Genomic DNA, 26361 nt, shown 5'->3' with positions numbered 1-26361 from the left:
TCCCTGATGCGCAACTAGTCCAGCAACTTTAGTCCTGCTGCTGCGGTTTGGGGCGAAGATGAGGAAGGCGCATCTGGGGGTGTGGCCCGGCCACACCCCCAGGGGGAAGCTCCGCGGGGTCCCTTTGTTACGCGGCAGGGACCCAGGTGCGAGCGCCGAGCAGCCTCATGTGCTGGGAACGAGATGGGAACGCACGCTGTGTAGCCCGGCGGCATCAGGCGGTCCCCGCTGAACCGGTGTGTGCCTGTGAGCGGCCTGATCGACAGGGACGATCACTTGGCGAGACCCTGCGGATCGTCTTCTACCGGACTCATAATCCGTCGGCCGTGGGTTCGAGTCCCACCCGCCCCACTGCGCACCAGGTGTGCAGAAACGATCTGACCAGCATCTTTGCTGGCGACGTGAGTCACTTCGGTGATCCAGGCGGCCCTCCGGGGCCGCTTTTCGCGTTCCAAGGGCGCTTGCGGGGACGCTGCGGGGACGCGGCGGCAGCGACGCGGGGACAGACGTGACCCGGCGCTGACGGAAGCCTTGCGGGCGCCCGTTAGCAACCACGGCGACAGTGGGCCGGCATGCGGCAAACTCACCGCAACGAGCGACATGGCTGCCACACGTCCCGCCGCCAGATCGCGGCGCCCCGGCCACCCTCACAACCGTCTGAAGGTCAAAGCGGTACCGCTGTTCGGGACAGCGACCATCGACGCCCACCCGAACGGCAAACAGGATCGCGGCCTCCTTTCATATCCGGGACCTGCGAAAAGGGGATGTGAAACAGCTTCTGACGCTCAGCCGTCGCCGATGCTGTCGAAGCCCTTCAGCAGGGGCTCCAGTTCGTGGGCGGCGCCGCATGGTGCGCACAGGCGGGTGCCCGGCCGCTCAGCGTGGTCAAGAGCCTGCTGCCAGGTCAGAGCCGGTCGGCCAGCCGGAGCGTCGGGGCAGTCGACAGCGTGGATGACGGCACGGTCGGGGCCGCGACGGCGCAGGGGCTCCACGACCCAGCCGGGAGGCCGCCTGGGGCCGAGCTGCCGTTCCACGGAGTCCGGTGTCGGCAAGGGCTGGGCGGGCACGGCCGTGTACGCGGTCGGGTCGACGCCGTCGCTGGGCCGGGCGTGGCCGGGGGCGTCCACCCACATGCGGGTCGACGCCGTACTCATGGCACCGTCCTCGTCGCAGACCCACAGGTCGAAGGAGACGAGGTAGATCCATCCGCCGGGCAACTGTCGCCGTTCCCACAGCAACCCCGTGACCTCGCCTTGGGGGAGCAGGATCTGCACCGGGGGCGGGGTGAAGTGGACGGGCTGGTCGTTCCGGGGGGTCGGCGGTTCGGTTCCCGGACGAGGGGCTGCCACGGCGAATCGCCTCCTTACGCGGCCGGCACCCACAGGCGGGCGCGGGCCTGGCGGCGGAGCTCGACTATGCCCGTCGGGGACGTGCCGGGCGTGGCCCAAAACGGGTGGCCGTACAGACTGCGGAGCGCCTCGACGAGCTCGTGCCGCAGCAAGGCGGTGGGTGCGCTCGCAGGCTGCTGTGCCAGGGCATCGTAGGCCCGGATGGCCCGGACCTGGGCCTGTACGAGGCCGGGTGGGAAGGGCGGTCGCGCCATAGCCGTATTAGGCCATCTGTTCGATTTTATGTGCAAGTCGGATCGGCCCCCTCGCGTGGGGCACGTCTGTGCGGGTGTCCTGTGCCACCGGAGTTTGAGCGCGTGCCGTCGAAGTCTGGGCAACGATGCCTGGCGCAGCCGGACGGTTCTGGCCACCGCCGCGCACGGCGGTGGCCAGGACGCAGTTTCGCGACCGCGTCGCGGCTAGTTGATGTTCCTCTCCGCGGTTTCGACTACGAAGCCGTTGTTCTGGCCGTCGTCGCTGCCGACGCCGGTCCGTTCGACGCTGGTGACCTGGATGTTGTCCGCGCTGGTATCGCCCTCCGAGAGAACGGACACCGGGATGCGCTTGGCGTTGACGAGGTTGAGGATGTCGGTGTCGGCGAACGCCGGCGCGGTGGCCGACAGCAGGGCAACGCTCACAGCCGCCACGGCAAGGATGCGGGAAATGATCTTCATGGCCTGGGTAACGACCAGACCGTATGGCCGTCACCTGTGACCAGCACACAGCGGCGGCGCTCAGACTTCGGTATCACGAACTCCCGTTGATCAGCCTTCGGTGGCACGTCCTCGAACTGCGGTGACACGGGACATCGATCACTGTCAGCGGGCTGCTGATCATCCGCTCCGACGCGCCGGGGGCCTCCCGGCTCGGCTGGGGGTCCTGGGCAGCTCGCACCCGGTCCGCTTCCCGGAGGGCCTGCGGCTGGAGGACGCGGTCCCGTTCGCGCTGCAGCCGGACCAGGCGCTGATGCCGGAGACCTGCGGGGTGGCGCTGCGGGTGTCCGAGGGGATCGCGCCGTGGCGGCCGGCCGACCGGCCCGCGCGCATCGGCGACTTCACGCGGCTCCACCCGGCACATCACTGGAGCGGGCGCCGCGTCGTCGTTCGGTCCTCCGGCACGGGCTGACCTGGTCGGGGGACTCGTTGGCCGGGCCCCGACAGCCGAGGTCCGTCCCGGCTCCCACCACGGGGCGGGGCCGGAAACCGGTCAGTGAGTGCGGACCGGGTCGTGAGCGGAACGATGTGAGAACGTGGGTGAGTTGATCAGTCGTGAAGGGAGCCGGATGAGCGGCCAGATGAATCTTGCCGACGCATACGACGCCGTGTATTCGGCGGCGTCGAGGATGATGTGGGTACAAGAGAACCGGGTGTGGCGGCTGGACAGCCCGGGAGGCGGCTGGCCAGAGGACCGTCGGCAGGCGTGGCGGGAGCTGGAGGCGGCGCTGCGCGTCTCCGAGCAGGGGCTGGAGCCGCAGGCAGGCGAACCGTCGGATCCGGCACGTCATTTGATCTCCCGTCGGGCCGCGGGCCCGATCGACCGACCGGTCACGTTTCCTGAGGCGGTCGCGGAGTGGAAGGCCCGGATGGCCGAGGATCTCGGCCCCCACGAGCCGCGGATGGAGCCGTATCCGGACGACTACCTGGTACCGGGGCGGGCGGTGGTCGTTCCGGAGAACCACATGCTGGCGCTGACCAGCCCGCTCCGGGACTTGGCCTACCGGCTGGCGCCGGGGCGGCCTCCGGTGACCATCACCGGAGATACGGCAGAGCTCAGCCGGCTGGCGCACGAGGCGGCCGACGGACTGCGGGAGGCGTTGGGGGCGAGCGTGCCGACTCCGCACCCTGCCGGTGCGGTCAACGTGGCGCGCATGTCCCACCGGCCGTCCGATGTGGACGATTTGCAGACGCGGTACGACGCACTGGCCCGGGCGGCCTGGCACGCATCGGAGAACATGCCCACCCTGAAGGACATCCGCGAATCGGGAGATTTCTCGGTGCGTCCTGCTGCGGCGAACGCCGCTCGGGACCTTCAGGATCTTCTGGCCGGGAGGTCGGGTGTGTTCTGGCGGGAGGAGCACGAGCTGATCGATCCGCGCGTACACGACGTCTCGGGGGTGGACTGGCCGGAGGGCCGGCCCGTTCCCACGTTGATCGAAGCCGAGGCCAACAACCTCAAGCAGAGCGTGGTTTCCGGGCTGAAGCCGAGTGCTCCGCGGGCCGGCCAGCGCCGTTTCTACCGCGAGAAGGGAGAGCTGGAGAACGTCGCCATCTCTGCCGTCCGGGCGGGAATCCTGGCGGAGATCCTGGACGAGTACGCCGCGAGGATCCACCCGGGGGCGGAGTCCGGCACCGTGCACTTCTCCGCTTACGACCTGACGGAATTCATCACATCGGGAATCGGCCGCGAGTTGCGGGAAACCGTCGGCTTCTGACACGGGACAGATGATGGCTGAGGAATACGGGGGATCGGTGTCAGAGCCGAGGTACAACATTCTCGTCGTGTCGGACAACAGCGGCCGGGGCGAGGGGGGTGTGGAGGTATTCAACCAGGAGCTGTCCGAGGCTCTCGCCCGTCGGCACAACGTCACGCTGTTCACCGCCAACCCTGGGATGCCCCAGCACCAGGGCATCCAGAAGGTGGTGACGACACAGCCGCCCGTACTCGATCCCGGGCCGGGGGTGGAAGGCGCGCCGAAGGGAATGGAGCGCCGGGACTGGATCAAGTATCTCGCCGGCCAGGAACCGAGGCAGTACGGGCTGGAGGATCCGGCAAGCAAGCCGTACGACATCATCGTCGCGCACTCGCGCTTCTCCGGACCGGCCGCTGCCGAGTTGCGCGAAAACTGGTATCGCGATGCGCGCGTGGTGCACTTCCTGCACACGAGCGCCGAACGGCTTCCCCATGTGAAGGGCCTCGCGCCCGAGGAGGCCGAATACAAGGCGGTCAGGGACTCTTCGGTCGAGCGTGCCGCGATGGGGCGTGCGGACGTCGTGGCCGGAGTCGGTCCACTCCTGTCGGAAGTGAGCAGGGAGCTCTCCGCGCAGGGCGTGAACGTTCCGCATTCCCACGAAGTCATACCGGGCAGCAGGGTTCACGATCCGGTGCAGCACGACCCCGCGCCCGAGAGGTTGAACCTCTTGGTCATGGGGCGGGTGGATGACCCCCTCAAGGGCGTGGCGGACGCCGCGGAGGCAGTGAGGTTGCTGAACGAAGCCGGCACCTCCGTCCACCTCACCGTCCGTGGCATCCCCGTGGAACAGATGCAGGCGCAGTTGGTGAATCTCCGCAGGCTCACCGGAGGAAACGTCACCGTCAAGCCCCGTACCAGCAGCGTGGACGAGCTCAACGAGGACATCAGGGGCTCTCACGCAGTGATCATGCCCTCGAAGCACGAGGGTTTCGGCATGGTGGCGCCCGAGGGGCTGGCTCACGGTGTTCCCGCACTGGTGAATGAGGAGAGCGGCGCCGCTCGGTTCCTCCAGGATCCCGATCGGGTTCCGCCGGAGATCGGCGGACCGTGCGTGGTGGCCGAGCCGACCGACGGCAGCAGCCGTGCAGACGCCTGGGCCAAGGCGATCAATCGGCTGAAGCAGGAACTGCCGCAGCGCCAGGCCGGCGCGCTGCACCTGCGGGAGACCCTGCGGGAGTACACCTGGGACCACGCTGCGGAGGCCACGGTCGAGGCGGCGATGAGCCAGACGCCGCTGACCCGGCGGGACCCCCGGTCACTGCTCACGGCGCAGGAACGGGACGCGGCCCGCACGGTCCAGGGGCCGAACGGGCAGTTGCTCCGGCCCGAGGCGCCGGAACGGGTGCCACAGACGCCGGAGCAAGCGGTGCCCGCGGCCGGTGCGCAGCGGGACGCGCCGGGGCAGGACGTTCCGGCGCCCGAGAAACCGGTGCCGGTGTGGCAGGCGGGCTTCACCCAGGGCCGATCCGGGGCCGCTAGCCCCCGCCCTGCCGCTGGTCCGGAAAGCCCGGCACCCGTCTGGCAGACGGGCTTCACCCAGAACCAGCCGTCGGCCGCTAGCCCCCGCCCTGCCGCTGGTCCGGAAAGCTCGGCACCCGTCTGGCAGACGGGCTTCACCCAGAACAAGCCCGGCGCCGGAAGTCAGCGCGGTACCGCTTCCCCGGGGCGCAGTGCGGCAGAGAGCGGTCCGGGACGGTCCGGGACCGGGCACCAGCCGCCACCCAGTCTGCCGGAGCCCCGTGGCGGGGGAGTCGAAAGATGACCTGACGGCCTCGGCGGACAGGTCAGTTGCTGGCCTGTCCGCCAGGATCAGGCGCTCGTGGACTCATGGCGGCGGCGAGCTGCCCGACTGCGAGCGACGGCACGGGAACCGCTCAGCCCGGCCAGGGCACAGCGACTGTGCAGACGCCGAACGCCATGGCGCGGGTGGCGCGGGCGGAAACGGCCGGAGCTGGCGGGGTGTTCCGGCTTGAGGCGGCGCGGGCGGCCGCCTGAGGATCGTCACGGCACGTCAACGGGCGACTCGGCGGGCACTCGTGCCGGGGCGTCAGTCGGTTGCCCCTCCTGGAACGTCCGACGCGTGCGGCCGGGTAGGCCGGCCGGGGTGGGGGAGAGGCGGGGGCGGAGTGGGGTTCCTGCCGTGCGCCGGGGCGGGACGTAGCGTCGCTGCGTCGGCGGTGTCCCGGGTGAGGAGTGCGGATGAGCGGCTGGGCCGTCGTGATCGCCGGGACTGTGGTCGCCGGCTACGGGGTGGTGTCGCGGCGGCTGTCGACCACGGTGATCTCGGGACCGCTGGTGTTCATGCTGTGCGGGCTGGGCATCGGTCCGCTGGGCCTGGACCTGCTGGACCGGGCGCGGGATCCCGAGGTCACGCGGGCCCTGTTGGAGAGTGCGCTGGTACTCGTACTGTTCACGGACGCGTCCGGGATCCGGGACCGGGACCTGCGTCGGGAGGAGTTCCTGCCGCTGCGGCTGCTCGCGGTGGGCCTGCCGCTGACGATGGCCCTCGGGTGGCTGGCGGCCTGGCCGCTGCTGCCCGGCCTGAGCGGGTGGGAGCTGGTCCTGCTCGGCATCGTCCTGGCGCCGACCGACGCCGCGCTCGGGCACCAGGCCGTCGCCGACGAACGGGTGCCGGCGCTGGTCCGCGGCGGGCTGACCGTCGAATCCGGGCTGAACGACGGCTTGGCGCTCCCGTTCTTCGTGCTGGCACTGGCGGCGGCGGGGGAGGGCCACGGCCGGCCGGGCGCCGCCGAGACGTTCCTGCGCGCCCTCCTGCTGAGCGGCGCGATCGGGATCGCGGCCGGCTGGGCCGGGGCGCGGCTGCTGCGCTGGTCGCTCTCCCGCGGGTGGAGCAGCTCCGACTGGCGGCAGTTCGTCGCGCTCGCCGTTCCGCTCATCGCGTACGGGCTGTGCGTCATCGGCGAGGGCAGCGGCTTCATCGGCGCCTGGGCCGCCGGCCTGGCCTTCGGAGTGCACCTGCGCAGGGCGCCCGACGACGGGAGCGTCCCGGCCCGGGAACGGGATCCCGCGCGGCGCACCAGGTTCACCGAGGGCCTCGGCCTGCTGCTCGCCTCGCTCAGCTTCCTCGTCTTCGGCGCCGTCATCCTGGGGCCCACACTCGAACACCTGACCTGGCGTGTGGTCGTGTACGCCCTGCTCAGCCTGACCGTCGTCCGGATGCTGCCGGTCGCCCTCGCGCTGCTCGGCACCGGTCTGCGCCCCGCCTCGGTGGCCTACATCGGCTGGTTCGGCCCCCGTGGCCTGGCCTCCCTGGTGTTCGGCCTGCTCGCCTTCGAGGAACACCTGCCAGGGGGGACCCTGCTGGGTGACGCCGTCGCCGTGACCGTGGGCCTGAGCGTCCTGCTCCACGGGGCCTCCGCCCCCTTCCTGGGAAACCGGTACGGGCAATGGTTCACCAGGACCCTCCGCGGCACGCCTGACCTGCGCGAGAACGCCCTCGCGTCCGACGCCGCGCCGCACTGACCGTCCTCGGGGGCCCAGGGTCGCCCGCGTGGCGATCACCACGGGATGGGTTGACCATGAAACTGCCGTCAGGTCCGGTCGGCGACATCCTCGGCCAGGTGGCCGGGACCCGGGTGCCGCCGACCGTCGTCCGTCAAGCGGCCTGACGCCGCGGTCGATGTCTGTGCCCACGGCAGAGTAGGAGACGGGCCATGAACGAGTCGTTGGTGAACCTGGCGGTGGACTACCCGCTGCTGAACATGTTCTGGACCATGATGATGATCTTCCTCTGGGTCCTCTGGTTCATGTTGCTCTTCCGCATCATCGGCGACATCTTCCGTGACGACGGGCTGGGCGGCTGGGGCAAGGCGGGGTGGACCGTCTTCGTCATCCTGCTGCCCTTCCTGGGCGTGTTCGTGTACCTGATCGCCCGCGGGCGCGGCATGGGCGAACGGGAACTTGCGCGGGCCCAGCGCGCCGAGGAGGACTTCCGCACCTACGTCAAGCAGAGCGCCGGCACCGGCAGCCAGGCGGAGGAACTCGCCCGGCTCGCCGAGCTCAAGAACCGGGGCGACATCACGGCCGCCGAGTTCGAGCAGGCCAAGGCGAAGGTACTGGCCGGATAAGCGGATCCCGGCAGCCGGCAGCCGGCAGCAGGCAGCCGGCAGCAGGCAGCCGGCAGCCGGCAGCCGACAACGGGTACGGCAGCGGTGCCGGGATGAAGGTGCGTCGCCATGGTGCTCGACCTGCTCCTCATCGGCCTGGTCATCACGCTGTACCCGCTGCCGATCCTCGCGTTCGTCCTGGTCGTGTCGGCCCCCCGCGGAGTGTGGAAGGGACTGGCGTTCATCCTCGCCTGGCTCGCCTGCCTGCTGGCCGTCATCGCCGTCGTCCTGCTCCTCACCGACGGGCAGCCGCCACCGCCGCGCTCCCCGCCCTCCACCGCCGTACTCGCGCTCAAGCTGGCCCTCGGGCTGGGGCTGATCGTGTACAGCGAACGCCGGCGGCGCCGCCGGCGTACGGCTGAAGCCCGCGACCACCCGACGGACGGCGGACCGGCGGCCTCCGAGACCCCGATCACCTCCCGGACGGACGAGGCCACGGTGTGGTCCGCGGCCTCACTCGCCGTGCTCCTCCAGCCCTGGGGCATGGTCGGCCTCGCCGCCACCACCGTGGTCGAGGCCGACCTCTCCCACACCGCCTCGTACCTGGCGCTCCTGGGCTTCTGCGTCCTGGCCACGGCCAGCCTGCTGGCCATGGAGCTCTACATGGTGTTCGCGCCGCGGCGGGCCCAGGTCGCCCTGGCGGACCTGCGTGCATGGCTGGACGGCCACAAGGACCCGGCGATCGTCGTCACGTGCCTGGCGCTCGGGCTGTGGATCGTGGGCCGGACCCTCTACCAGCTCACCGCCTGAGGCCGGCCGGGGCGGACGTCAGTGGCAGCCGGCGGCCGGGTCGTCGTGGACGAGCGCGCACACCATCTGGGCGCCGCGCCGGTGGTCGGGGTACCGCGCGAGCAGCTCCGCCTGGAAGGCGTTCCACTGGCGGGTGATCTCGGCGGTCGCGCCGGCCACCGCGTGCCGGAAGTCGTCGCCCGTCCTCGACCGGGCCGATGCGGGCGTGTCCTTGTTCAGGGCGCGGTTGTGGGAGACGCGGCCGTCGCAGTCGGCGGGCTTGACGCCGGTGGAATCGAAGTCGGTGTAGCAGCCGGTGGCGAGGTCCGCCGGGACGTGCCCGCGCGCCTCCCGGGTCCAGTCGGCGTCGGCCATGCGGCTGTAGCGGCGGACGTCGAAGAACGGCGCGGGGCCCGTACGCTCCAGACCCGGCGGGTTGTCGAGGCCGATCGGGCCCGGCGCGGGGCGGTCGCTCCAGTTGGAGTGCGCGTAGAAGTCCTCCAGCGGGTGCCAGCCGCGGCCGAGCTGTTCGAGGACCGCGCACTTGGCCCGCCCGGGCTTCTCGTCCCACGTACAGGGGGAGGACAGGTCGCTCTGGTCGGCGCGCACCCCGCCGTCGGCGTCCACGAGGCCGTCGGCGGCGGCGACCGCGTTGCGGAAGCGGGCGACGGCTGTCCGTACGCAGGCCAGCAGCTCGGTGGTGGCCTGGTCCCGGGTGCGGGGGTAGCCGGGGGCGTACCGGGGGGCGAGGTAGTCGGCGTTGTCGCAGTGCAGCGGGCCGACGTCGAAGTAGGGGCGGTGGTCGTCGGCGTTGACCGCCCCGTCGCGGGCGTCGGCCATCGCGGTCAGCGTACGGGGCTCCCAGCGCAGGGCGGCCCGGGTGATCTCCTCGTGGTTGCCGCCGGTGAAGGCACGGGCGGGGGCGCCCGGCACGGCGGTCAGGGCGGCCGCGAGCAGGACCGCGACGGCTGCGGAGGCACTCCGGGACCTGCCCGGCGGCTGGCGGTGGGACATCCGGGGCTCCATGCGTAGGGGATGCGGCCCGGCGGCGGGACGGCCGTGCCTCCATGCTGCGCGCCCGGCCCGGGCCCCGCACGCCCGCGCCGTACGTACGCCGGGCGCGGGCACCGCTACGGCTGCGGCTCCGCCGAGCGCGGCTGGACCGACGGGATCCGCTGGGTGAAGAACAGGGCGATGAGCGCGGCGAAGGCCAGGACGGCGAGCGCCGCGCGCAGGCCGTCGAGCCGCGCTTCGGCGTTCGCGTCCCGGGCCGCCCGGGACACCTCCGCGCTCACGCCGGCTTCGCCGAGCGCGGTGTCGAGCTGGGCGTCGGACAGGAACGGCGCACCGCTCTCCAACTGGACCGTCGCCTGGTTCTTGACGGTCTCCGGAACCGCCGGGTTCGCCGTGATGCTGGTCAGGAACGAGGACGTGAGCGCCGCGATCAAGATCGATCCGGCGAGCGCCGTACCGATCGAGGCGCCCAGGTTGGTGACGGCGTTCTGCACGCCGCCGACCTCGGCGCTCTGCGCCTGCGGCACCGCCGACACGGTGACCGACCCGAGCTGGGACGCCAGCGCGCCCATGCCGAGCCCGATCAGCAGGAGCGGGACGGTGACGACTTCCGCGCCGGCGTCCGCGTCGAGCGCGGCCATCAGGACCACCGCCCCCGCGAGCAGCGCGAGGATCCCGAGCCGCACCACCCGCCGCGGCGAGACGTCCGGGAGGAAGCGCGGGATCAGCGTCGCGGCCGCCAGCAGGCTCACCGAGAGCGGCAGCAGGCGGGCGCCGGTCGCCAGCGCCGACAGGCCCAGGGCGACGGACAGGTAGAGCGGGACGACGAAGAACACGCCCATCTGCACCAGGTACTGGAAGAAGAACATCGTCAGACCCCCGGTGAGCTGCCGGTTGCGCAGCATGCCGGGATCGAGGAGGGGATCCCCGCCGCGCTCCGCGACCCGGCCCTCCCAGCGGAGGAAGAGCCAGAGCAGCAGCAGACCCGCCAGCATCAGCCACGTCGTCAGGGACACCCCGAGCCACGAGGGCGCGTCGGCCTTCGGCTGGAACCAGCCCCATTCGGCCGAGCGGAGCACCCCGTAGACGAAGACCCCCAGCCCGAGCGCGGAGAGGACGGCGCCCACGAAGTCGATGCTCCGGCGCTCACCGGGCGGGGCGTCCGCGATGCGGCGCGCCAGCACGAGGATGCCGAGCACCACCAGGACCTCTCCGGCGAAGACCCACCGCCAGGAGAAGTACGTCGTCGCCAGGCCGCCGATGAGCGGACCGACCGCGATCGCCACGGCCCCGGCCGCCACGACGAGCCCGTAGGCGGCGGGGCGGCGTTCGACGGCGAAGTTTCCGGCGACCAGGGCGACGATCGCGGGCAGGATGAGCGACGCTCCGATTCCCTCCAGGAACGACCAGCCCAGCAGCAGTACGGGGAGGTTCGGTGAGAGCGCCGTGGTGAGGGACCCGGCGCCGTAGACGCAGCAGCCGATCATGAAGGAGCGCTTCCGCCCGATCAGCGCCCCGACCTTGCCGCCGGGGATCATGAACATCGCCATGACCAGGGTGTACGCGGTGATCGCGCCCTGGATGCCGGTCACGGTCGTGCCCACGTCCGCGGCCACCGTGGCGATGGAGACGTTCATGACGGAGCTGTCGAGCGCCATCAGGAACTGGCCGGACGCGAGCGCGAGCAGGACCAGTCGCGCCGTCGCCGGCTTCTGCGCCGTACCCGCCCGGGATGACATGGACGCATGCTCCCAGCCGCCCGGGGCGGCGCAGGGCCGACCCGCCCGGCAGTCAACCGGACGGGGGCGGCCTGACGGGCACAGAAGGGGGCGGCGGCGGGCGCCTAGAAGTTCTCCGTTTCGTCCGCCAAGTGGCGCAGTACGTCGTTCAGGTCCTGGCGCCGGGCGAACGCCGCGCGTTGGCGGTGGGCGCCCGAGCCGTCGCGCAAGAGGCCCCCCAGGGTCTTGGCCGCGTGGTCGAGCTCGCCCGACACCGCCAGTTCCGGGGCGACCAGGTCCAGCAGGGACTCCGCCAGGTCCGCCGCCGGGAGTTCGGCGCCCGTGTACGGGTCGAGGCCGAAGCCCTCCAGCCCGTCGTGGGCCGCCCGCCAGCGCGCGAGGCGCAGTACGTCGTCCCGCAGCGCCGGTTCGGGACGCTGTTCCGCGATGTCCCGCAGGACGGTGGCCACCAGGGCGCGCACCAGCTCGGCCTGGAGGATCGCCGTGTCGATGTCCGGCGACATGTCGGGCGCCCGGATTTCGAGCGTCGGCCAGTGTCCGGACGGGCGGAGGTCCCAGTAGACCATCTTGGTGTCCAGGGCCGCCCCGGAGCCGAGCAGGGTCTGCACCGAGCGCCGGAAGTGGGCGGTGGACGTGAAGTGCGGGGGCAGGCCCGCCGAGGGCCAGCCCGACCAGGCCATCGCCCGCCAGCTGGCGTGACCGGTGTCACGGCCGCCCCAGAACGGCGAATTGGCGGCCAGCGCGATCAGCGTGGGCAGCCACGGTCTGACCCGGTTCGACACCGCCACCGCCGTGTCCACGTCGAACGTGCCGATGTGGATGTGGCGGCCGCAGCTGACCAGGGTGTCGGTGAGCGCGCCGAACCGGCGGTGCTGTTCGCGCTGGCGCGGCTCGTCGTCGGTCAGGTGCAGCGGCCCCTCCACGGCCACGACCGGTGAGGGGGCGGCCAGCAGCCGGCAGCCGTGGGCGCGGGCGGCCCGGGCGAGGGTGCGGCGCAAGGTGGCGAGCTCCTCGCGCAGCACGGGCGCCGAATCGGCGACCGGGGTGGAGATCTCCACTTGGTAGCGGGTGCCCTCGGGGTGCACTTCGTGGGGCAGGCCCGCGGCGGTGGCCAGGACGAGCGGGGCGGCCGGGACCACCCGGAAGGTGCGGGCGTCGACGAGGAGGAACTCCTCCTCGACACCGACGGTCAGCGGGGCCGTGAGGGGGACCGCGTGGACTCCGTTGTCCGCGCTTCCGGTGCTCGTGGTGCTGTTGCCAGGTTCGATCACTACGCCTCCCTGGACATACGAGTCTTTTCATCATGAGCTGAACACCAGGCGGGGAGCGCACGTCGATTCAGTCAAATGTCCGGCGCCAGTGGCGGGTTACCGGCAAGGACCGGACCGGCCTGGGGCCGCGGATCCGGGTGGGGCGACTGGTGCGGGTGCGCGCACCCGCACCGGCTCGGGGCCGCCCGCCCGGCGGGCCGCCGGTTATCATCCGCTGTGACCGCTACGAGCACCCCCACCCGGCCCCCGCGGCGCATATTCGCCGACCTGACCCCGCTGCGCACCTCCCCGGACTACCGGCGGCTGTGGATCGGCGGCACCATCTCCTGGATGGGCCAGGCGATGACCGCCCTCGCCATCTCGCTCCAGGTCTACGACATCACCGGCTCCAGCTTCTCCGTCGGGCTGGTCGGACTCTTCTCGCTCGTCCCGCTCGTCGCCTTCGGGCTCTACGGCGGGGCCATCGCCGACACCGTGGACCGCCGCAAGCTCGGCCTGTACAGCTCCCTCGGCCTGACCGCCCTGTCGATCGCGCTCGCCGGCGCCGCGCTGCTCGGCTACCACCGGGTCTGGCTGCTGTACACGGTCGTCGCGCTCCAGGCGGTCTGCGGCGCGCTGAACGGGCCCGCCCGGTCGGCGATGATCCCGCGGCTGCTGCCGGCCGGGCAGCTGCCCGCCGCCAACGCGCTGAACTCGGTGACGATGACCTCCGGGACGATGATCGGCCCGGTGCTCGGCGGTCTCGCCGTCGGCTGGTGGGGCTACCAGTCCGCCTACCTGATCGACGCCGTCACCTTCTGCGCCGCCCTCTACGCCATGTGGCGGCTCCCGGCCATGCTGCCCGACCGGACGGACGGCAAGCGGGGCCGGGCGTCGGTGCTGGACGGGCTGCGCTTCCTCGGCACCCGGCCGAACATCCGGATGACCTTCTTCTCCGACATGGCCGCCATGGTGCTGGCCCAGCCGAAGGCACTGTTCCCGGCGATCGCCGTGCTCTGGTACGGCGGCGACGCCAAGACCGTCGGCCTGCTGGTGGCCGCGCCGGCCGTCGGGGCGCTGCTGGGCGGGCTGTTCTCCGGCTGGCAGGGCCGGATCCGCCGGCACGGGCTGGCGATCCTGCTCTCGGTGGCGGCCTGGGGCCTGGCCATCGCCGTCTTCGGACTCACCCGCAACCTGTGGCTCGGGCTGTTCTTCCTGGCCCTGGCCGGCTGCGCCGACACCATATCCATGGTGTTCCGCTCGACGATGATGCAAGCCGCGACCCCGGACGAGATGCGCGGCCGCCTCCAGGGCGTCTTCATCGTGGTCGTCGCGGGCGGCCCCCGGCTCGGGGACTTCCTCGCCGGGACCGCCGCCGACCTCAGCTCGCCGGCCGTCGCGATAACGGGCGGCGGCCTCGCCTGCGTGCTGGTGCTGGGCCTGCTGGCGGCGCGCTGGCGCGGGTTCGCCCGGTACGACGCGCGGAACCCGCAGGCCTGACCGCCGGTACGGGCGCGGCGCGGTACTCAGGCGGGCCACAGCGCGGCGGTGCCGGGCCGGCGCGATGTCCGCCTCTTCGGCCCGGGCCAGGTCGAGCCGTCGGCCAGGGCCGCGGTCCGTGAGCCGGAGCAGCGTACGGGCGCCCGCGAGCAGCGTACGGCCGCCCGCGCGCAGCCGCTGTCGCGCACGGCGTTCCTCTTGCGCGGCCGAGCGGGACACGGAGCGGTCGCGCAGGACGCGCGGCAGGCGGCGTACGACGACGCGTCGGCGTACGGCCTGTGGTCGGGGACGCCGGCCGGCGCGGGCCGCTTCGGCGCGCCGGCCGGCGCGGTGGCGGAGGCCGTGCACCAGCACGAGACGCAGAGCGGATCGGCCGTGTCGTCGGCCCGACGGCGGGAACGGATGTGGTGGGCGGTACGCGACATGGACGGCTCCGGGGTCGGGGCGCCGCCGGGGGAGTCCGGCGGCCACTACCGGAAGCGGTACGGGCCCGCTCCCCGGGGGCTGCCGGTCATGCGCCCGCCTGCGGGGCCACCACACCCCGGGCGACGCCGAGGGCGACCAGGTCGTGGGGGCGGATGCGGAGCTGGCACGCCGTCGCGGGGGCCTCGGAGGCGGGGCGCTTGAGGATGGCCGCCGCCAGTTCCGGGGCGATGACCGAGAAGTAGCTGTCCGGGGTGACCCAGGTGTTCCCCGGCGCGGCCAGCGCGAGGGCGCCGCCCGAGCCGCCCTCGCCGATCAGCAGCGTGGTCACCGGGACGGTGGCCGACGCCACCGCCGCGAAGGCGTCCGCGATGGCCGCCCCGGCCCCGGCCCGTTCGGCGGCGGCGTCGTTGGCGGCGCCCGGGGTGTCGACCAGGGTGAGCACCGGGATCGCGAACCGGTCCGCGAGGCGGATCACCCGGGCCGCCGTGCGGTAGCCCGCCGGGAGGGTGGCGGTGCCGCACTGGGCGACGTAAGCGACCGCCCGCCCCTCCCGCAGGCCGAACCCGCACAGCATCCCGGGGTCGGTGCCGCCGGCCCGGTCGCCGTGCAGAGGCAGGCGGAGCCCGAAGTAGGCGTCCAGGTACGCCCCGGCGCGCGGGCGGTCCGGGTGGCGGGCCAGCCGGACGGCGTCCCATCCGGTCGCGGGCGCCGCTACGCCGGCCAGCGCGGCCGGGGGCTCCACGGGCCCGGCGGGGCGGGGCGCGGCCAGCAGCCGGAGCCAGTCGGTCACGGTCCGGGCCAGCTCCGGGGCGGGCACGACGGCGTCGACCTGCCCGGCCGCGTACTGCCCCTCGGCGGTGTAGGCCGCGGGGTCCGCCTCCGGCGGGCGCACCCGGGACCCGGCGAAGCCGACCTGGGCGCCCGGGAGGGCGAGCACGACATCGGCCCCCGCCCCGAGGGTGGCCCAGCCGCCGCCGGTCGTGGGGTCGCGCAGGACGGCGATCTGGGGGAGCCCGGCGGCCCTGGTGAGGGCGGACTGGGCGGCCACCCGGTGGAGTTGGGACAGCGCGAGCATCCCCTCCTGCATCCGGGAGCCGCCGGTGGCGATGAGGGAGACCAGGGGGAGCCGGTGCTCGCGCGCGTACCGGTAGGCGGCCTCCAGCCGGTCCCCGGTCCGCAGGCCCAGCGAACCGCCCAGGAAGCCGAACTCGAAGGAGATGAGGGCGGTTTCGTGGCCGCCGATGCGCGCGGCGCCGACGACGACGGACTCCCGCTCACCGGTCGCGGCGGCGGCCCGGGCCCGGGAGTCGTCGTAGCCGGCCCAGGCCAGCGGCCCGTCCGGGGCCGACTCCCGCTCGGGAACGTCGAGTTCGGCGAAGCTGCCGGGGTCGGCGAGGGAGGCGATGGCCGCGCGGGCCGACAGGCGGGTCGTGGTCACGGGGCCACCTTAGGGCGGCCGGTGGCGCCGCGGGCCGGTGTGTGGGGCGGTTCACGGGAGCGGGAACGCGATCTTGAGGGCGTAGCCGGCGACCAGGCCGTAGCCGAGGCGGAACGTCCAGACGCGGACGGTGGTGGAGATCCGGGCGGCGGCGAAGGAGCCGACCACGACCAGCAGTTGCTGCCACCCGAGGGAGGCGGCGCCGACGCCGGCGAGGAAGGCGGCTCCGGCCGTGCCGGTGCGCAGGGCCGCGCCCTGGGCGGTGGTGAGGGCGGCGAAGTAGAGGGCGGTGGTGGGGTTCACGGCGGTGAGGCCGGCGAAGCGCACGAACGCGGCGCCCACCGGCCCCGCCCCACGGCCGGCGGGCCGGGGCGGGCCGGGGATGCCCGCCTCCGGCACCGTGGCGGCGGGCCGGGGCTCCGGCCCGGGCCGGACCGGGCGGGTGGCCCGCAACCCACGGGCGGCGATCGTCAGCAGGACGGCGGCGGCCGCCAGCCGGACCCAGGCTTCGACCGGGCCGACGTGCGCGGACACCCGGGGGCCGAGCGCGGTGGCCAAGGCCGCGTAGCCGAGGTCCACCACGGCGATGCCCGCCGCCGCGGCCATCGCCGCCCGGCGCCGCCGCATCGCCTCCTGGAGCAGCAGCACGCTCATCGCACCCATCGGCACCGCCACGCCCAGGCCCGCCACCGCCCCCGAAACGGCGGGCGCCAGCAGCCCGCCCGGCCCGCTGCCCAGTGCGCCCAGACCACTCAGCTCGTTCATGGGAGGGAGCCTGGTCCGAGCGGGCACCGGCACGGCGGCGGATACCGGCCCCCACTGCGACAATCGCGGTATGGACCGCCTCGACAGCGAAATCCTCGGCATCCTGCAGCTGGACGCGCGGATCTCGTACCGCGACCTCGGCGTCCGCGTCGGGCTCAGTGCCAACGCCACCGCCGACCGGGTGCGCCGGATGCGCCGGGACGGGGTGATCCGCGGGTTCACCGTCGTGGTCGACCCGGCCGCCGACACCCGCGGCGGGCTCGTCGTCTTCATCGACCTGACCCTGCGCGAGGGCGTCACCAACGAGGAGTTCGAGCAGCGCGTCGTCCGGCTGCCCGGGATCACCGAGGTCGTCCACGTCACCGGCGCCTACGACTACCTCGTCCGGGCCCGCGCCGCCGACCCCGCCGCCCTCGACGCGCTGCTCCGCCGCCTCAAACTGGAGGCCGGGGTGGCCCAGTCCAGTACCCGGATCGCGCTCCGGGCCGCGAACACCACCGGATAGCGGGGGAGCCGTCAGAGCGGTGACTCCCAGGTGAGCGTCGTGCCCCGGGCGCCCTCCCGCGTGCGGCCGTCGTCGGAGACCGTCAGGCGGACCCGGCCCGGGACGGCGTCCACCTCCACCTCGATCGAGGTGACGTCCGCCCGGCGGTGGGCCGCGGCCAGGGCGCCCCGCAGGGCGGAGAGCAGCTCGGCCGCCACCGGCTCCGGGAGCAGGGCGTCGACGGCCCCGGCGAAGCGCACCGACGGCTGGAAGCCCAGCAGTACCGCTGCCCCGCCCGTCTCGCGCAGCACCCGGCCCCGGAAGGTCGCCGGGGCGTCCGTCGGGGGCTGCTGGAGCGCGAAGATCGCGGTACGGACCTCCTGGATGGTGGAGTCCAGTTCGTCCACGGCCCGCCCGAGTTCGGCCCCGACCGGGTCCCCGGCGGCGGCTGCCGCCGAGCGCTTCTTCGTGCTCTCCAGCATCATCTCCGTCGCGAACAGCCGCTGGACCACCAGGTCGTGCAGGTCGCGCGCGATCCGGTCGCGGTCCTCGTAGACGGCCAGCTGCTCCCGGTCGTGCTGGGCGTCCGCCAGGACGAGGGCCAGCGCGGCCTGGGAGGCGAACTGCGAGGCCAGCAGCCGGTCCACGGCGTCGTACGGGCGCCCGCCCCGGGCCCGCGGCAGGGCCAGGGTGCCGATCAGCCGGCCGCCGCTCTGCAGCGGCAGCATCATGCTCGGGCCGAACCGTTCCCGGACGTGCGTGGTCATCCGGGGATCGGTCGCCGAGTCCTCCAGGAAGACGGGCTCGCCGCCGAGGAGTTGCTCCAGTACCGCCGAACCGGGGGCGATCGTGGTGCCGACCAGGTCGCCGGGGTCGCCGTGCGTCGAGGCGGCGACGATCTCCATGCCGCCCTCGGCGGTGGGCTGGAGCACCACCCCGGCCGTCGCGTCCGCCAGCAGCCGGGCCCGGTCCGCGACGCACATCAGCGCGTCCGCCGCCGGGCGGCCCGCCAGCAGCGCGGTGGTCACCGCGGCGGCGCCCTCGATCCAGCGCTCCCGGCGGCGGGCGGTGTCGTAGAGGCGGGCGTTGCCGATCGCTATCCCCGCCTGCGAGGCCAGTACCCGCAGCAGCGACAGGTCCTCGTCGGTGAACGGCCCGCCGTCGCGCTTCTGCGTGAGGTAGAGGTTCCCGAAGACCTCCGTGTGCACCCGGATGGGCACGCCCAGGAAGCCGCGCACCGGGGGGTGCCCGGGCGGGAAGCCGACGCTTCGGGGGTCCAGGATGAAGTCGTCGAGCAGCAGCGGGCGCGCGTCGGCGAGCAGCGCTCCGAGCAGGCCGGTGCGGCCGTCGGGCAGCCGGGGCAGCGCGGCCCGCTCGGCGTCGCTCAGGCCGGAGGTGAACAGCTCGGTCAGCCGGCCGCGCTCGGGGTCGAGCACCCCGAGCGCTGCGTAGCGGGCCGCGCACAGCTCGGCGGCCGAGTCCACCAGGTGTTGGAGGGTGCTGTGCAGCTCCGGCTCCGACCCGACGGCCAGCACCGCCTCCAGCAGTACCGGCAGCGCCGAGACCTCACCGCCAGAGGTGGAGGCGGCCGCGGGGCCTGCCGGGCGCGGTTCGCGGCCCGCCGGGTCTCCGGCTGCGTGCGGGGTCATTCGGTCAAGGGGTTGAGGACCATCGGGGCGATCTTCCCTTCGAGCATCATGCCGAGACCGAGTACGGCGCACACGTCCGGCCGTTCCGCGATGGCGACGGGCATGCCGGTGGCGTCGCGCAGCATCTGGTCCAGGCCCGGCAGCAGGGCGCTGCCTCCGACCATCATGATCCCCCGGTCCGTCAGGTCGGCGACCAGGTCCGGCGGGCAGTCCCGCAGCACCTTGCCGATGCCGTCGAGCACCGCCGTCAGCGGCGTGTGGATCGCGTCGCGCACCGCCGCGGTGTCCACGTGCACGGAGCGGGCCAGCCCGGTGGCCACGTCCCGGCCGTGGATGAGGGTGGAGGCGGGGCCCTCGGCGGTGATGCCGTTGCCGTGCAGGGCCAGCTGGAGCGGCCGGACGGCCTGGCTGGGGAGCATCAGCTCGTGCGCGTGCCGCAGGTGCTGCACCACGGCGTGGTCGATCGCCTCGCCGCCGACCGGGATCCGCTCGGCGGTCACGATGGACCCCAGGGACAGCACCGCCACCTGGGTGGCCGCCGCTCCGCACACCATGATCATGGTCGCGGTCGGCTGCTCCACGGGCAGGCCGCAGCCGACGGCCGCCGCGATCAGGGTGTCGACCAGCTCGACACGCCGGGCGCCGAGGCCGACCAGCGTCTCCACCGCCGCCCGCTGCGCGAGCGGATCGGCGTCGTGCGGGGTGCAGGCGGCGGCGCGCAGCCGGGGCTTGCGCCGCAGGGCCCGGCGCAGCTTCTCGCCGAGCAGGTGACGCAGCATCCGCTGCGCCATCTCGATGTCGACGACGGTGCCGCCGGAGACGGGGCGCACCACCCGGATGTAGTCGGGCGTACGGCCCGTCATCCGTTCGGCGAAGGTACCGACGGCGATGAGGGCCCCCGTACGGGTGTTCACCGCGGCGACGCTGGGCTCGTCGACGACCAGGCCGGCGCCCTTCACGTAGACGCGGGTCCTGGCCGCCCCCAGGTCGACAGCGACGTGGCAGCGGCGCAACTGCTCAAGACTGACGGTCACGGCAGATCCCTCCGAGAGCGCTGACGCAAGAAGACCGGCGACTGCCGGTCGGACAACTCATATCTTCTCGGGACATCGGGGTCGGGCGCCTGTTGGGATGCTCCGGCCGGGGTGGGTCGCATGTGCCGGACGGTGCTGCACAGGGGTGGTCTTCTGTACCGACAGGCGCCACGATGCGCGCACTGTCCGCGCTACCGGCGCGTAACAAGGTAAAGGGGAGCCGATGCTGACGCCCCGCCAGGGACTGCCGGCCCTCCTGACGCTCTGCCTGACCCTTCGCGCCGCCCTGCTCGCCGCCCTCCTCGCCCCCGTCCAGGCCCAGGCGGCCGCGCGGGCGGCCGTCCGCAATCCGGTGGTCTTCGTGCACGGCTACAACGCCGATCCGGGAGTGCGGGGATCCCTGCGCGAGGACCTGCGCGCCGACGGGTACGCGGACGCGGAGCTGTTCTCCTGGGGCTACGACACCCACCAGTCCGTCAACGAGGTCCTCGCCGGGCTGCGCCCTCTGGGACCAATGGGTACCCCCCCCTAGGACATCCAGGGGACACCCTTGCGCTCCAGCACCCGCATGACGACGAAGACCGCTGCACCCCGTACATCCGCCCAGCTCGGCGCACCTAGCAATCGGCACCCCAGACGGCGGGCATGACCACCCCGAAGCCGTCTGCGAACGTCAAGGGGCATGTACCCGGGCATGGCCCGCATCCTCGTGGACCGCCCGCGCGTCGTGATCGCGTGGAAGCTGGACCGCTTCGCACGCTCTGTGTCGGAGTTCCTGAAACTGGTCACGTGGTCCGAAGAACACGGCGTCGCCCTGGCGACGGCTGACGGGGCCCTGAACACGTCCACGCCCGGCGGTCGCCTCGTGGCCACCATCCTGGCGGCTCTCGCCCAGTGGGAGCGGGAGATGATCCAGGACCGTGTCACGGCGGCGCACGCGGAGCGGCGGGAACAGGGCCGCTGGATCGCCGGTCGCGCACCCTTCCCGTACGTGATGGAACGCCGGGACGGGAAGGCGTACCTCGCTGAGGACCCCAAGGCGTTCGCCCTGGTGCGCACAGAGATAGAGGCGCTCCTCGCGGGTGGCAAGAACGGCACGCTGTCAGCGACGGCAGAAGCGTTGCCCATCGGGCGAATCCATTGGCGCAACCTGCTGCGCGGGGCCGTGCTTCGCGGGTGGAGGGAGCACAAGGGTGGGCTTGTCACTGAGCCGGATGGAGTAACCCCGGTCCAGTTCGGCCCCGAGGTCGTCGACGCTGCCACGTACAAGCGCGTCAAGGATCGGCTCAGCGAATTGGAGGCCGGGGAGCGTGCCCCGCGCCGGAATGCCCCGTGGTTGGCGGACATGGTCTTCTGTGCCGACGGGTGCAAGATGAACGGCGGGATGAACGACTGCAAGAGGTCGCTCTACAAGTGCAGCAAGGGCCACGGGTCGATCATGGCTCACTTCCTTGAGCCGGAAGTGACGGATCACGAAGGCAGTGGCCCAGGTGGACGGCCCGGCGCTCGAAACCCTCACCGCCAAGCTCACGGAGCTTGAGACGACCTACGCCCGGCTGAAGGCCGAACACGCCCCGGACGTGACGGAGGCGTGGACGCTCACGGACAAGAAGCTCTGGGAGGCGTGGAACGAGGCCACGGAGGACCAGCGGCGCAACATGCTCGCCGCCATGAGGGCAGCTGCCCGTGCTGCCGTAGAGGAGTCCCGCCGTGCCTGAGACCCTGTACGACCGTCAACGCCGATGGGTCGACAGTCTTCCGCCGTTGAGTGGCGAACTCGCGTAATTGCCTCGCGTGTTGGCCGATGGAGAGGGTCGGAAGATCGGTGCGCATCCGTTGTGGCCGCTCTTCGTGGAGCTGTTCCGTGCTGAGGCGCGCCGCGATCCGGACCCTGCCGCCCTGGGGATCGTCTGCGGTTGCCCGGAACACTTCTGACCACCGCCCCCGGCGGCTTCCCTGACCGGGTGGCCGTCGGGGGCTTCTTCGATTTCCGGCTGATGCAACCGGCTCCTAGCCTCCCTGGACACCCCGCACGAGCAGCGTGCCCGTGCGTCGGGTTCCCGGGGGCGGAGCGATGACGGAGGCCGACACGTCTACGTATCCGTACTCCTTGAGGATCAGCACCCAGAGATCTGGTTCGTAGTCCCACCGTTTGACGACGGCGGGGTCTTCGTCGGGCCCGCGAGGGATGTACGACGCCTGGCAGCCGTAGCACCCCTCGATCGGGGGGCGCTGGGACATGGCGAACACGCCGCCGGGCTTGAGGTTCGCGTGCACGATCGGCAGCAGTAGACCGGGGTCCGAGAACCAACCCGCGCCGAAGACGCTGTAGATCGCATCGAAGACCGTATAGGTCTCTCCCAGATAGGCGAGCGCGTCGCCCTGGTGCAGCTCCATCCCGTCCACATCCGCCCAGCGGTCCCGCGCCTTCGCGAGCTGCTTGGGGGAGAGGTCGATGCCCACCGCCCGCATGCCGAGGCTGGCGAGGTGCGCCGCGTTCCCGCCTGCGCCACAGCCAAGGTCAAGCGCGGTCTCACCCGGCTCCAGGGCGAGCACCTCGGCCCCGGGGCCGTGGTCGGCGTACTGCGTCCAGTTGAACCACGTCGATTCGCCACGGGCGTTCGTCGGGCGCCTCTGGGGCTTGGTCTGCGCGTACTCGTCCCAGGCAGCGCTACGGGTGTCAGACACTTCGCTTCCGTTCTCGTTCGCGGCACAGCCGCCCGGCGTGAGGAACCGGGCGACTGGCCGACTGGGTGTGCGGTGCTACTTCTTCCCGCCGACGGGGCTGTCGGTGCAGCCAGCGTGGCACTGCGAGCACTCCGCCGCGCCCTCGTTGGGCCAGAACTCGGCATCGACGGTGAACCCGGCCGCACGGATGGCAGACGTGGTCAGGGCCATGGCGGAGCGGCCGGCCTCGGGGTCCGAGCCGCCCTCGTCCTCGTCGGGGACGTGGTGGACGTAGTCCACGCCGAGCGACCTGGAGAAGGCGACGTAGGGCACGGTGCGCTGTACGAAGGCGTGCCAGAACAGGTCCACCCGAAGGGACGGGGTGAGCGGCTCATCGCTCCGGGTGCTGGTGGCCAGGAAGGCCACCGTCTGGTCCACACCGTGCTCGCCCAGGTCGTCGGTGAGGTCGGGCCAGGTCCTGCGTACGTCCTTGATGAGCAGCGCCCGAAGTTCCGGGCTGATGCGGCTCTGAACCTCGGTGGGGTTGTACTGCGTGATCGTCACGTCTGTGCCTTCCTCGTCAAGGGATGGCGGTAGCCGGTCCCTGCGGATGGTGCGTGAGCGGGGCTGGTGCACCGAGGGCATTCGCAGGCGGCCCACATGGCGGAAGCCATGGGTGTCAGCGGCTTGATCGTCCGGTTGGACGGGTAGACGGCTTCGCCGCCGTATGTCCGTCCGCTGTTGCGGGACACCCGCGTGGTCATCGTCATACGCTCGCCTCCCACGTAGCTGCCCTCGGTGCGCCTTGATGTTCCTGCCGGGAGGTAGGACAGAGCGACGACGGAAAGGGCGTCGCCGGGGTGTCACTCGGAGGGACGTGAATGACGCCTCCAAGGGCGTCAATTGGGTGTCATTGGACGTCGGTTCGGTCTAGCTTTGACGTCATGACGACGACCGCCGTGGTGCCGAATGATGTGCTGCGGGCCGTGCGTATCGGCCTGCGCTTAAGCCAAGACGACTTCGCCAAGGCCATCCGCCGAGCGGGCGAAGAACTGGGAGAGCCCAACGAGGCTTCGAAGCGCTTGGTGCAGCGCTGGGAATCCGGAACGAGCAGGACACCCCGGGGTGTGTACTCCAGGGCGTTGGAGCGGGTCACCGGTCGCCCGGTGGAAGCTCTGGGCTTCACGCTGCCGGTACCGATGGCAAGAGTTCGCACGGACGGCAAAGGAGGGCACGACATGGACGCAGGAGCAGGCGGGGTCACCTCCGCCTCTGTAGGTGCGCAGAAGGCCGTACAGACGACTGACGACACATTCTCGGGGGTGTGGCTCAGCCGCTATGAGTTCTACTCATCCAGCCGGGCGGGGTCGTACGAGGGCAAGCACTATGTCGTGATCGTCCAGCACGGGAACCGGCTGACCGCTCAGAGCCTGCCCGGGGCCAGCAGCAACCCGGACAGCCCGCTCACGCTGGATCTGACCGTTGACCGCAACGTGGTCACCGGGTCGTGGGTCGAGCAGACCGCTTCGGACGGCTACTACAACGGCGCCCGATACCACGGGGCCGTTCAGCTCCTCGTAGAGCCGACCGGCCGACGTATGGCCGGGAAGTGGGTCGGGTTCGGGAAGGACTTCGACGTGAACACAGGACCGTGGGAGCTGCGCCTAGTTGACCGGTCCACCAGCAAGGCGACGTTGGAGCAGTACGGCAGCCCGCCGGAGTGAGGCTCCGCCCGTCCCCTGCCCAGTCTGGCAGCCACCGGGCGGGGCTTCGTGCTGTCCGGGCGGCTCTCGGCACGCGCGCCAACCACCGGTGTACGGTGCCCCGGTGGGCATATCCCGAGGGCGTACCTGATGGGACCAGGCGTGCCGGGACATGACCCCCGGGTCGTACGTGGTGAAGAACCTGGCCGCCGGGGACGAGACGCCGGGGGCGGTCGCGTACGCCACCTTCTGGTCGGACTGCGACGAAGTGGTCAACCCGGACGACAGCGTCCCGCTGGCCGGCGCCACCAACGTGGCCGTGGGCTGCCTGAAACACAACGACCTGCTCGGCGACGACGCCACCTCGGCCGGCGTCCGGGCCTTCCTGCGCTCCTGAACCGGGCCGGCGGCCTCAGGCCGTCCCCGGCCGGACCTCCTGGAGCAGGCCGTACGTGAACTCCGCCACCAGCGGCGCCGCCGACGCGGTGAAGGCCAGCCGCCACCGCGTCGGGGCCGTGCCCTCCAACGGGCGGACCGGCGCGAAGGCCCGCGCCACCTCGTCCACCGTCGCCGACCAGGGCCGCAGGTCCCGCTCCGTCTCCAGTACGGGTCCCCGCGCGCCCGGGGCCCGCACCAGCCACTCGTTCCACACCGCCCCGTCCGGCCCGGCCAGTACCTCGAAGCGCAGGTCGGGCCAGAGCGGCAGCGGCCAGAGCAGCGCCTCGCACTCCAGGTCGCCGATCCGCCGGGACCCGGTCGACTCCGGCGGCCCGAGCACCGAGCGGTAGCGGGCCAGGGCCCCGCGGGACCGGGGCGAGCGGACCATGGCCTGCCAGCGCTTGTTGGCCTGACGCTGCTCGGCGAGCGAGGCGCCCAGACGCAGCCGGGCCCGCTCGGCGAGCTCCGGTTGGAAGTCCGCCATCCTGCGCAGCAGTACGAGTTGGAAGGCGGCCGGGCCGAAGGCCCCCGAGGCGGCCTGGGGCGGGTCGGGCGGGGTCGCGGTCATGGAAGCCACGATTCCACACAGGATCCTTACGTTCCCGGAATCCCGCTGTTGCCGATCACCACGTAGCCTGCGGGCCCTATGAATTACTGCCCTGCCTGCCGGAGGCACCTCAACGGCGCGCTCGCCTGCGCCGGATGCGGAACCCCGGCCGAGTACCTCATACCCGCGCCGCCGGTCTCCGCCGCGGCGCCCGGCCATGAGCGGCCGGGCCACGAGCAGCCGGGGTTCGAGCAGCCGGGGTTCGCGGCGCAGCCACCCGGCTACGCGTCGCCGGGCTACGCGGGCCACGGCGGCTACGGCGACCCGGAGCACCCGGGTGGGGCCGGGCATGCCGGTCCGGGGTACGGCGGCTACGCGGACCCCGCCCCGGAGCCGGCCGATCCCTATGCCGAGTCGATCGTGCTGCTGTCCCGCCCGGTGGACGGCCGGGGCCGGGCGCGCGGCCGGGGTGCCGCCCGGGCCGGCCGGGGCCGCCGGACCCTGCTCAGCGTCGGGCTCGGGCTGCTGCTGGCCACCGGCGGTTCGGTGGCGCTGGCCCGGATGACGACGGACGACGAGGGGGGCGGCCGGGCCGCCAAGGTGGTGCTGACCGACGAGGTCGGCCCCGAGAAGCCGGAGCCGGCGCCGGACGCGCCGAGCGGGGCCGCGCGCTCCGGTGCGGCGGGTACCGGCAAGGGGGCCGGGGGTGCGAAGGCCGCCGCGGGTGCTTCGAAGCAGGCCGGGCCGAGCGGGGGGCCGAGTGGGGGGCCGAGCGGGTCCGCGCAGCCGGGCGCCGGGGCGAGCGCCTCCGCCTCCGGGAAGCCGGGGCCGACGCCCACCGGCTCCGGGCCCGGGGCATCCGTACAGCCCACGAAGCCGGGGCAGCCCGCGCCCAGCACGTCCGGCTCGGCGACGGCGGCTCCGCCCGCGCCGCTGCCCACCCCCACCAGGACGAAGAAGCCCAAGCCGACGTGCTGGCTCTTCTGCTGGTGA

Annotated in this window: 26 protein-coding genes, 1 tRNA gene and 1 pseudogene; 15 read left to right on the top strand and 13 right to left on the bottom strand. The window is 72.7% G+C overall.

Annotated elements, in window-relative coordinates; all coding sequences use genetic code 11:
- The first annotated feature begins 265 nt into the window (after positions 1 to 265).
- A tRNA-Ser gene (locus ACZ4M3_RS11865) sits at positions 266 to 351 on the top strand.
- 434 nt (positions 352 to 785) lie between these two features.
- Here the strand turns inward: ACZ4M3_RS11865 and ACZ4M3_RS11860 are convergent.
- The 3 genes from ACZ4M3_RS11860 to ACZ4M3_RS11850 form a co-directional block, all read right to left on the bottom strand.
- A complete protein-coding gene (locus tag ACZ4M3_RS11860; RefSeq protein ID WP_467731509.1) occupies positions 786 to 1349 on the bottom strand; it encodes a DUF6233 domain-containing protein in 564 nt (187 codons plus the stop codon).
- A gap of 14 nt (positions 1350 to 1363) precedes the next feature.
- The gene (locus tag ACZ4M3_RS11855) at positions 1364 to 1603 is read right to left on the bottom strand and encodes a hypothetical protein (protein WP_467731508.1); all 240 of its coding nucleotides are present in this window, start codon (positions 1601 to 1603) and stop codon (positions 1364 to 1366) included.
- A gap of 204 nt (positions 1604 to 1807) precedes the next feature.
- Positions 1808 to 2062 (bottom strand): hypothetical protein, encoded by a 255-nt coding sequence (locus ACZ4M3_RS11850; protein ID WP_467731506.1) that lies wholly within the window; start codon positions 2060 to 2062, stop codon positions 1808 to 1810.
- 146 nt (positions 2063 to 2208) lie between these two features.
- Here ACZ4M3_RS11850 and ACZ4M3_RS11845 point away from each other — a divergent pair.
- The 6 genes and pseudogenes from ACZ4M3_RS11845 to ACZ4M3_RS11820 all read left to right on the top strand — a co-directional run.
- Positions 2209 to 2423: pseudogene (locus ACZ4M3_RS11845) on the top strand (hypothetical protein); the annotation flags it as partial.
- Positions 2424 to 2637: 214 nt separating this feature from the next.
- A complete protein-coding gene (locus tag ACZ4M3_RS11840; protein ID WP_467731504.1) occupies positions 2638 to 3819 on the top strand; it encodes a hypothetical protein in 1182 nt (393 codons plus the stop codon).
- A gap of 67 nt (positions 3820 to 3886) precedes the next feature.
- Positions 3887 to 5620: a glycosyltransferase family 4 protein gene (locus ACZ4M3_RS11835; protein ID WP_467731502.1), complete on the top strand. Its 1734-nt coding sequence runs from the start codon at positions 3887 to 3889 to the stop codon at positions 5618 to 5620.
- 437 nt (positions 5621 to 6057) lie between these two features.
- Positions 6058 to 7341 carry a cation:proton antiporter gene (locus ACZ4M3_RS11830; RefSeq protein ID WP_467731500.1) on the top strand — a complete coding sequence of 428 codons (1284 nt, stop codon included), beginning with the start codon at positions 6058 to 6060 and terminating at the stop codon, positions 7339 to 7341.
- Between the two features lie 191 nt (positions 7342 to 7532).
- Positions 7533 to 7946 carry an SHOCT domain-containing protein gene (locus ACZ4M3_RS11825; protein ID WP_467731498.1) on the top strand — a complete coding sequence of 138 codons (414 nt, stop codon included), beginning with the start codon at positions 7533 to 7535 and terminating at the stop codon, positions 7944 to 7946.
- Positions 7947 to 8054: 108 nt separating this feature from the next.
- Positions 8055 to 8735, top strand: coding sequence for a GAP family protein (locus ACZ4M3_RS11820; protein ID WP_467731496.1), 681 nt, complete (start codon positions 8055 to 8057; stop codon positions 8733 to 8735).
- 18 nt (positions 8736 to 8753) lie between these two features.
- Here the strand turns inward: ACZ4M3_RS11820 and ACZ4M3_RS11815 are convergent, their stop codons facing one another.
- From ACZ4M3_RS11815 to ACZ4M3_RS11805, 3 genes are all read right to left on the bottom strand, one after another.
- A complete protein-coding gene (locus ACZ4M3_RS11815) occupies positions 8754 to 9728 on the bottom strand; it encodes a hypothetical protein (RefSeq protein WP_467731494.1) in 975 nt (324 codons plus the stop codon).
- A gap of 116 nt (positions 9729 to 9844) precedes the next feature.
- A complete protein-coding gene (locus ACZ4M3_RS11810; protein ID WP_467731492.1) occupies positions 9845 to 11467 on the bottom strand; it encodes an MFS transporter in 1623 nt (540 codons plus the stop codon).
- A 104-nt stretch (positions 11468 to 11571) separates the two neighbouring features.
- The gene (locus ACZ4M3_RS11805) at positions 11572 to 12738 is read right to left on the bottom strand and encodes a carboxylate-amine ligase (RefSeq protein ID WP_467731488.1); all 1167 of its coding nucleotides are present in this window, start codon (positions 12736 to 12738) and stop codon (positions 11572 to 11574) included.
- Between the two features lie 216 nt (positions 12739 to 12954).
- On the opposite strand from ACZ4M3_RS11805, the gene ACZ4M3_RS11800 reads away from it, so the two are divergent.
- Positions 12955 to 14217 (top strand): MFS transporter, encoded by a 1263-nt coding sequence (locus ACZ4M3_RS11800; protein ID WP_467731486.1) that lies wholly within the window; start codon positions 12955 to 12957, stop codon positions 14215 to 14217.
- A 511-nt stretch (positions 14218 to 14728) separates the two neighbouring features.
- Here ACZ4M3_RS11800 and ACZ4M3_RS11795 read toward each other — a convergent pair.
- Both ACZ4M3_RS11795 and ACZ4M3_RS11790 read right to left on the bottom strand, forming a co-directional pair.
- A complete protein-coding gene (locus ACZ4M3_RS11795; protein ID WP_467731484.1) occupies positions 14729 to 16081 on the bottom strand; it encodes a carboxyl transferase domain-containing protein in 1353 nt (450 codons plus the stop codon).
- 51 nt (positions 16082 to 16132) lie between these two features.
- The gene (locus ACZ4M3_RS11790; protein WP_467731482.1) at positions 16133 to 16846 is read right to left on the bottom strand and encodes a LysE family transporter; all 714 of its coding nucleotides are present in this window, start codon (positions 16844 to 16846) and stop codon (positions 16133 to 16135) included.
- Between the two features lie 70 nt (positions 16847 to 16916).
- On the opposite strand from ACZ4M3_RS11790, the gene ACZ4M3_RS11785 reads away from it, so the two are divergent.
- On the top strand, positions 16917 to 17351 hold the full coding sequence (locus ACZ4M3_RS11785; protein ID WP_467731480.1) for an Lrp/AsnC family transcriptional regulator: 435 nt from the start codon (positions 16917 to 16919) through the stop codon (positions 17349 to 17351).
- 11 nt (positions 17352 to 17362) lie between these two features.
- Here ACZ4M3_RS11785 and ACZ4M3_RS11780 read toward each other — a convergent pair whose 3' ends face one another.
- The gene (locus tag ACZ4M3_RS11780; protein ID WP_467731478.1) at positions 17363 to 18979 is read right to left on the bottom strand and encodes a sensor histidine kinase; all 1617 of its coding nucleotides are present in this window, start codon (positions 18977 to 18979) and stop codon (positions 17363 to 17365) included.
- Complete coding sequence (locus ACZ4M3_RS11775) at positions 18976 to 20013, bottom strand: rod shape-determining protein (protein ID WP_453357110.1); 1038 nt, start codon at positions 20011 to 20013, stop codon at positions 18976 to 18978. The genes ACZ4M3_RS11780 and ACZ4M3_RS11775 overlap by 4 nt, the downstream gene beginning before the upstream one ends.
- 223 nt (positions 20014 to 20236) lie before the next feature.
- Here ACZ4M3_RS11775 and ACZ4M3_RS11770 point away from each other — a divergent pair, with 223 nt between their 5' ends.
- The 3 genes from ACZ4M3_RS11770 to ACZ4M3_RS11760 all read left to right on the top strand — a co-directional run bounded on the left by ACZ4M3_RS11770 (position 20237) and on the right by ACZ4M3_RS11760 (position 21731).
- Positions 20237 to 20545: a lipase family protein gene (locus ACZ4M3_RS11770; protein WP_467731476.1), complete on the top strand. Its 309-nt coding sequence runs from the start codon at positions 20237 to 20239 to the stop codon at positions 20543 to 20545.
- A gap of 162 nt (positions 20546 to 20707) precedes the next feature.
- Positions 20708 to 21553 carry a recombinase family protein gene (locus tag ACZ4M3_RS11765; RefSeq protein ID WP_467731474.1) on the top strand — a complete coding sequence of 282 codons (846 nt, stop codon included), beginning with the start codon at positions 20708 to 20710 and terminating at the stop codon, positions 21551 to 21553.
- A complete protein-coding gene (locus ACZ4M3_RS11760) occupies positions 21495 to 21731 on the top strand; it encodes a hypothetical protein (protein WP_467731472.1) in 237 nt (78 codons plus the stop codon). Before ACZ4M3_RS11765 ends, ACZ4M3_RS11760 begins: the two co-directional genes overlap by 59 nt.
- A 292-nt stretch (positions 21732 to 22023) precedes the next feature.
- Here ACZ4M3_RS11760 and ACZ4M3_RS11755 read toward each other — a convergent pair whose 3' ends face one another.
- Positions 22024 to 22701, bottom strand: a complete 678-nt coding sequence (locus ACZ4M3_RS11755; RefSeq protein WP_467731470.1) for a class I SAM-dependent methyltransferase — start codon at positions 22699 to 22701, stop codon at positions 22024 to 22026.
- 75 nt (positions 22702 to 22776) lie between these two features.
- Entirely contained in the window at positions 22777 to 23244 is a 468-nt protein-coding gene (locus ACZ4M3_RS11750; RefSeq protein WP_467731468.1) for a hypothetical protein, read from the bottom strand.
- A gap of 380 nt (positions 23245 to 23624) precedes the next feature.
- Here ACZ4M3_RS11750 and ACZ4M3_RS11745 point away from each other — a divergent pair, with 380 nt between their 5' ends.
- Positions 23625 to 24404: a helix-turn-helix domain-containing protein gene (locus ACZ4M3_RS11745; RefSeq protein WP_467731466.1), complete on the top strand. Its 780-nt coding sequence runs from the start codon at positions 23625 to 23627 to the stop codon at positions 24402 to 24404.
- Positions 24405 to 24555: 151 nt separating this feature from the next.
- Positions 24556 to 24780, top strand: a complete 225-nt coding sequence (locus ACZ4M3_RS11740; RefSeq protein WP_467731464.1) for a hypothetical protein — start codon at positions 24556 to 24558, stop codon at positions 24778 to 24780.
- Positions 24781 to 24795: 15 nt separating this feature from the next.
- On the opposite strand, the gene ACZ4M3_RS11735 is transcribed toward ACZ4M3_RS11740, so the two are convergent.
- A complete protein-coding gene (locus ACZ4M3_RS11735) occupies positions 24796 to 25389 on the bottom strand; it encodes a hypothetical protein (protein WP_467731463.1) in 594 nt (197 codons plus the stop codon).
- Between the two features lie 78 nt (positions 25390 to 25467).
- Here ACZ4M3_RS11735 and ACZ4M3_RS11730 point away from each other — a divergent pair, with 78 nt between their 5' ends.
- A complete protein-coding gene (locus ACZ4M3_RS11730) occupies positions 25468 to 26361 on the top strand; it encodes an SCO2400 family protein (protein ID WP_467731461.1) in 894 nt (297 codons plus the stop codon).

Source organism: Streptomyces sp. NPDC026522, from assembly GCF_055567555.1.
Note: the sequence above shows the minus strand (reverse complement) of the source record. Positions and strands in the feature narration are given on the sequence as shown.

Excerpts from the sequence above, each read along its gene's own strand:
- ACZ4M3_RS11855 (WP_467731508.1), bottom strand. The coding sequence starts at position 1,603 with ATGGCGCGACCGCCCTTCCCACCCGGCCTCGTACAGGCCCAGGTCCGG.
- ACZ4M3_RS11850 (WP_467731506.1), bottom strand. The coding sequence starts at position 2,062 with ATGAAGATCATTTCCCGCATCCTTGCCGTGGCGGCTGTGAGCGTTGCC.
- ACZ4M3_RS11830 (WP_467731500.1), top strand. The coding sequence starts at position 6,058 with ATGAGCGGCTGGGCCGTCGTGATCGCCGGGACTGTGGTCGCCGGCTAC.
- ACZ4M3_RS11825 (WP_467731498.1), top strand. The coding sequence starts at position 7,533 with ATGAACGAGTCGTTGGTGAACCTGGCGGTGGACTACCCGCTGCTGAAC.
- ACZ4M3_RS11820 (WP_467731496.1), top strand. The coding sequence starts at position 8,055 with ATGGTGCTCGACCTGCTCCTCATCGGCCTGGTCATCACGCTGTACCCG.
- ACZ4M3_RS11815 (WP_467731494.1), bottom strand. The coding sequence starts at position 9,728 with ATGTCCCACCGCCAGCCGCCGGGCAGGTCCCGGAGTGCCTCCGCAGCC.
- ACZ4M3_RS11810 (WP_467731492.1), bottom strand. The coding sequence starts at position 11,467 with ATGTCATCCCGGGCGGGTACGGCGCAGAAGCCGGCGACGGCGCGACTG.
- ACZ4M3_RS11790 (WP_467731482.1), bottom strand. The coding sequence starts at position 16,846 with ATGAACGAGCTGAGTGGTCTGGGCGCACTGGGCAGCGGGCCGGGCGGG.
- ACZ4M3_RS11785 (WP_467731480.1), top strand. The coding sequence starts at position 16,917 with ATGGACCGCCTCGACAGCGAAATCCTCGGCATCCTGCAGCTGGACGCG.
- ACZ4M3_RS11780 (WP_467731478.1), bottom strand. The coding sequence starts at position 18,979 with ATGACCCCGCACGCAGCCGGAGACCCGGCGGGCCGCGAACCGCGCCCG.
- ACZ4M3_RS11770 (WP_467731476.1), top strand. The coding sequence starts at position 20,237 with ATGCTGACGCCCCGCCAGGGACTGCCGGCCCTCCTGACGCTCTGCCTG.
- ACZ4M3_RS11765 (WP_467731474.1), top strand. The coding sequence starts at position 20,708 with ATGGCCCGCATCCTCGTGGACCGCCCGCGCGTCGTGATCGCGTGGAAG.
- ACZ4M3_RS11745 (WP_467731466.1), top strand. The coding sequence starts at position 23,625 with ATGACGACGACCGCCGTGGTGCCGAATGATGTGCTGCGGGCCGTGCGT.
- ACZ4M3_RS11740 (WP_467731464.1), top strand. The coding sequence starts at position 24,556 with ATGACCCCCGGGTCGTACGTGGTGAAGAACCTGGCCGCCGGGGACGAG.
- ACZ4M3_RS11735 (WP_467731463.1), bottom strand. The coding sequence starts at position 25,389 with ATGACCGCGACCCCGCCCGACCCGCCCCAGGCCGCCTCGGGGGCCTTC.
- ACZ4M3_RS11730 (WP_467731461.1), top strand. The coding sequence starts at position 25,468 with ATGAATTACTGCCCTGCCTGCCGGAGGCACCTCAACGGCGCGCTCGCC.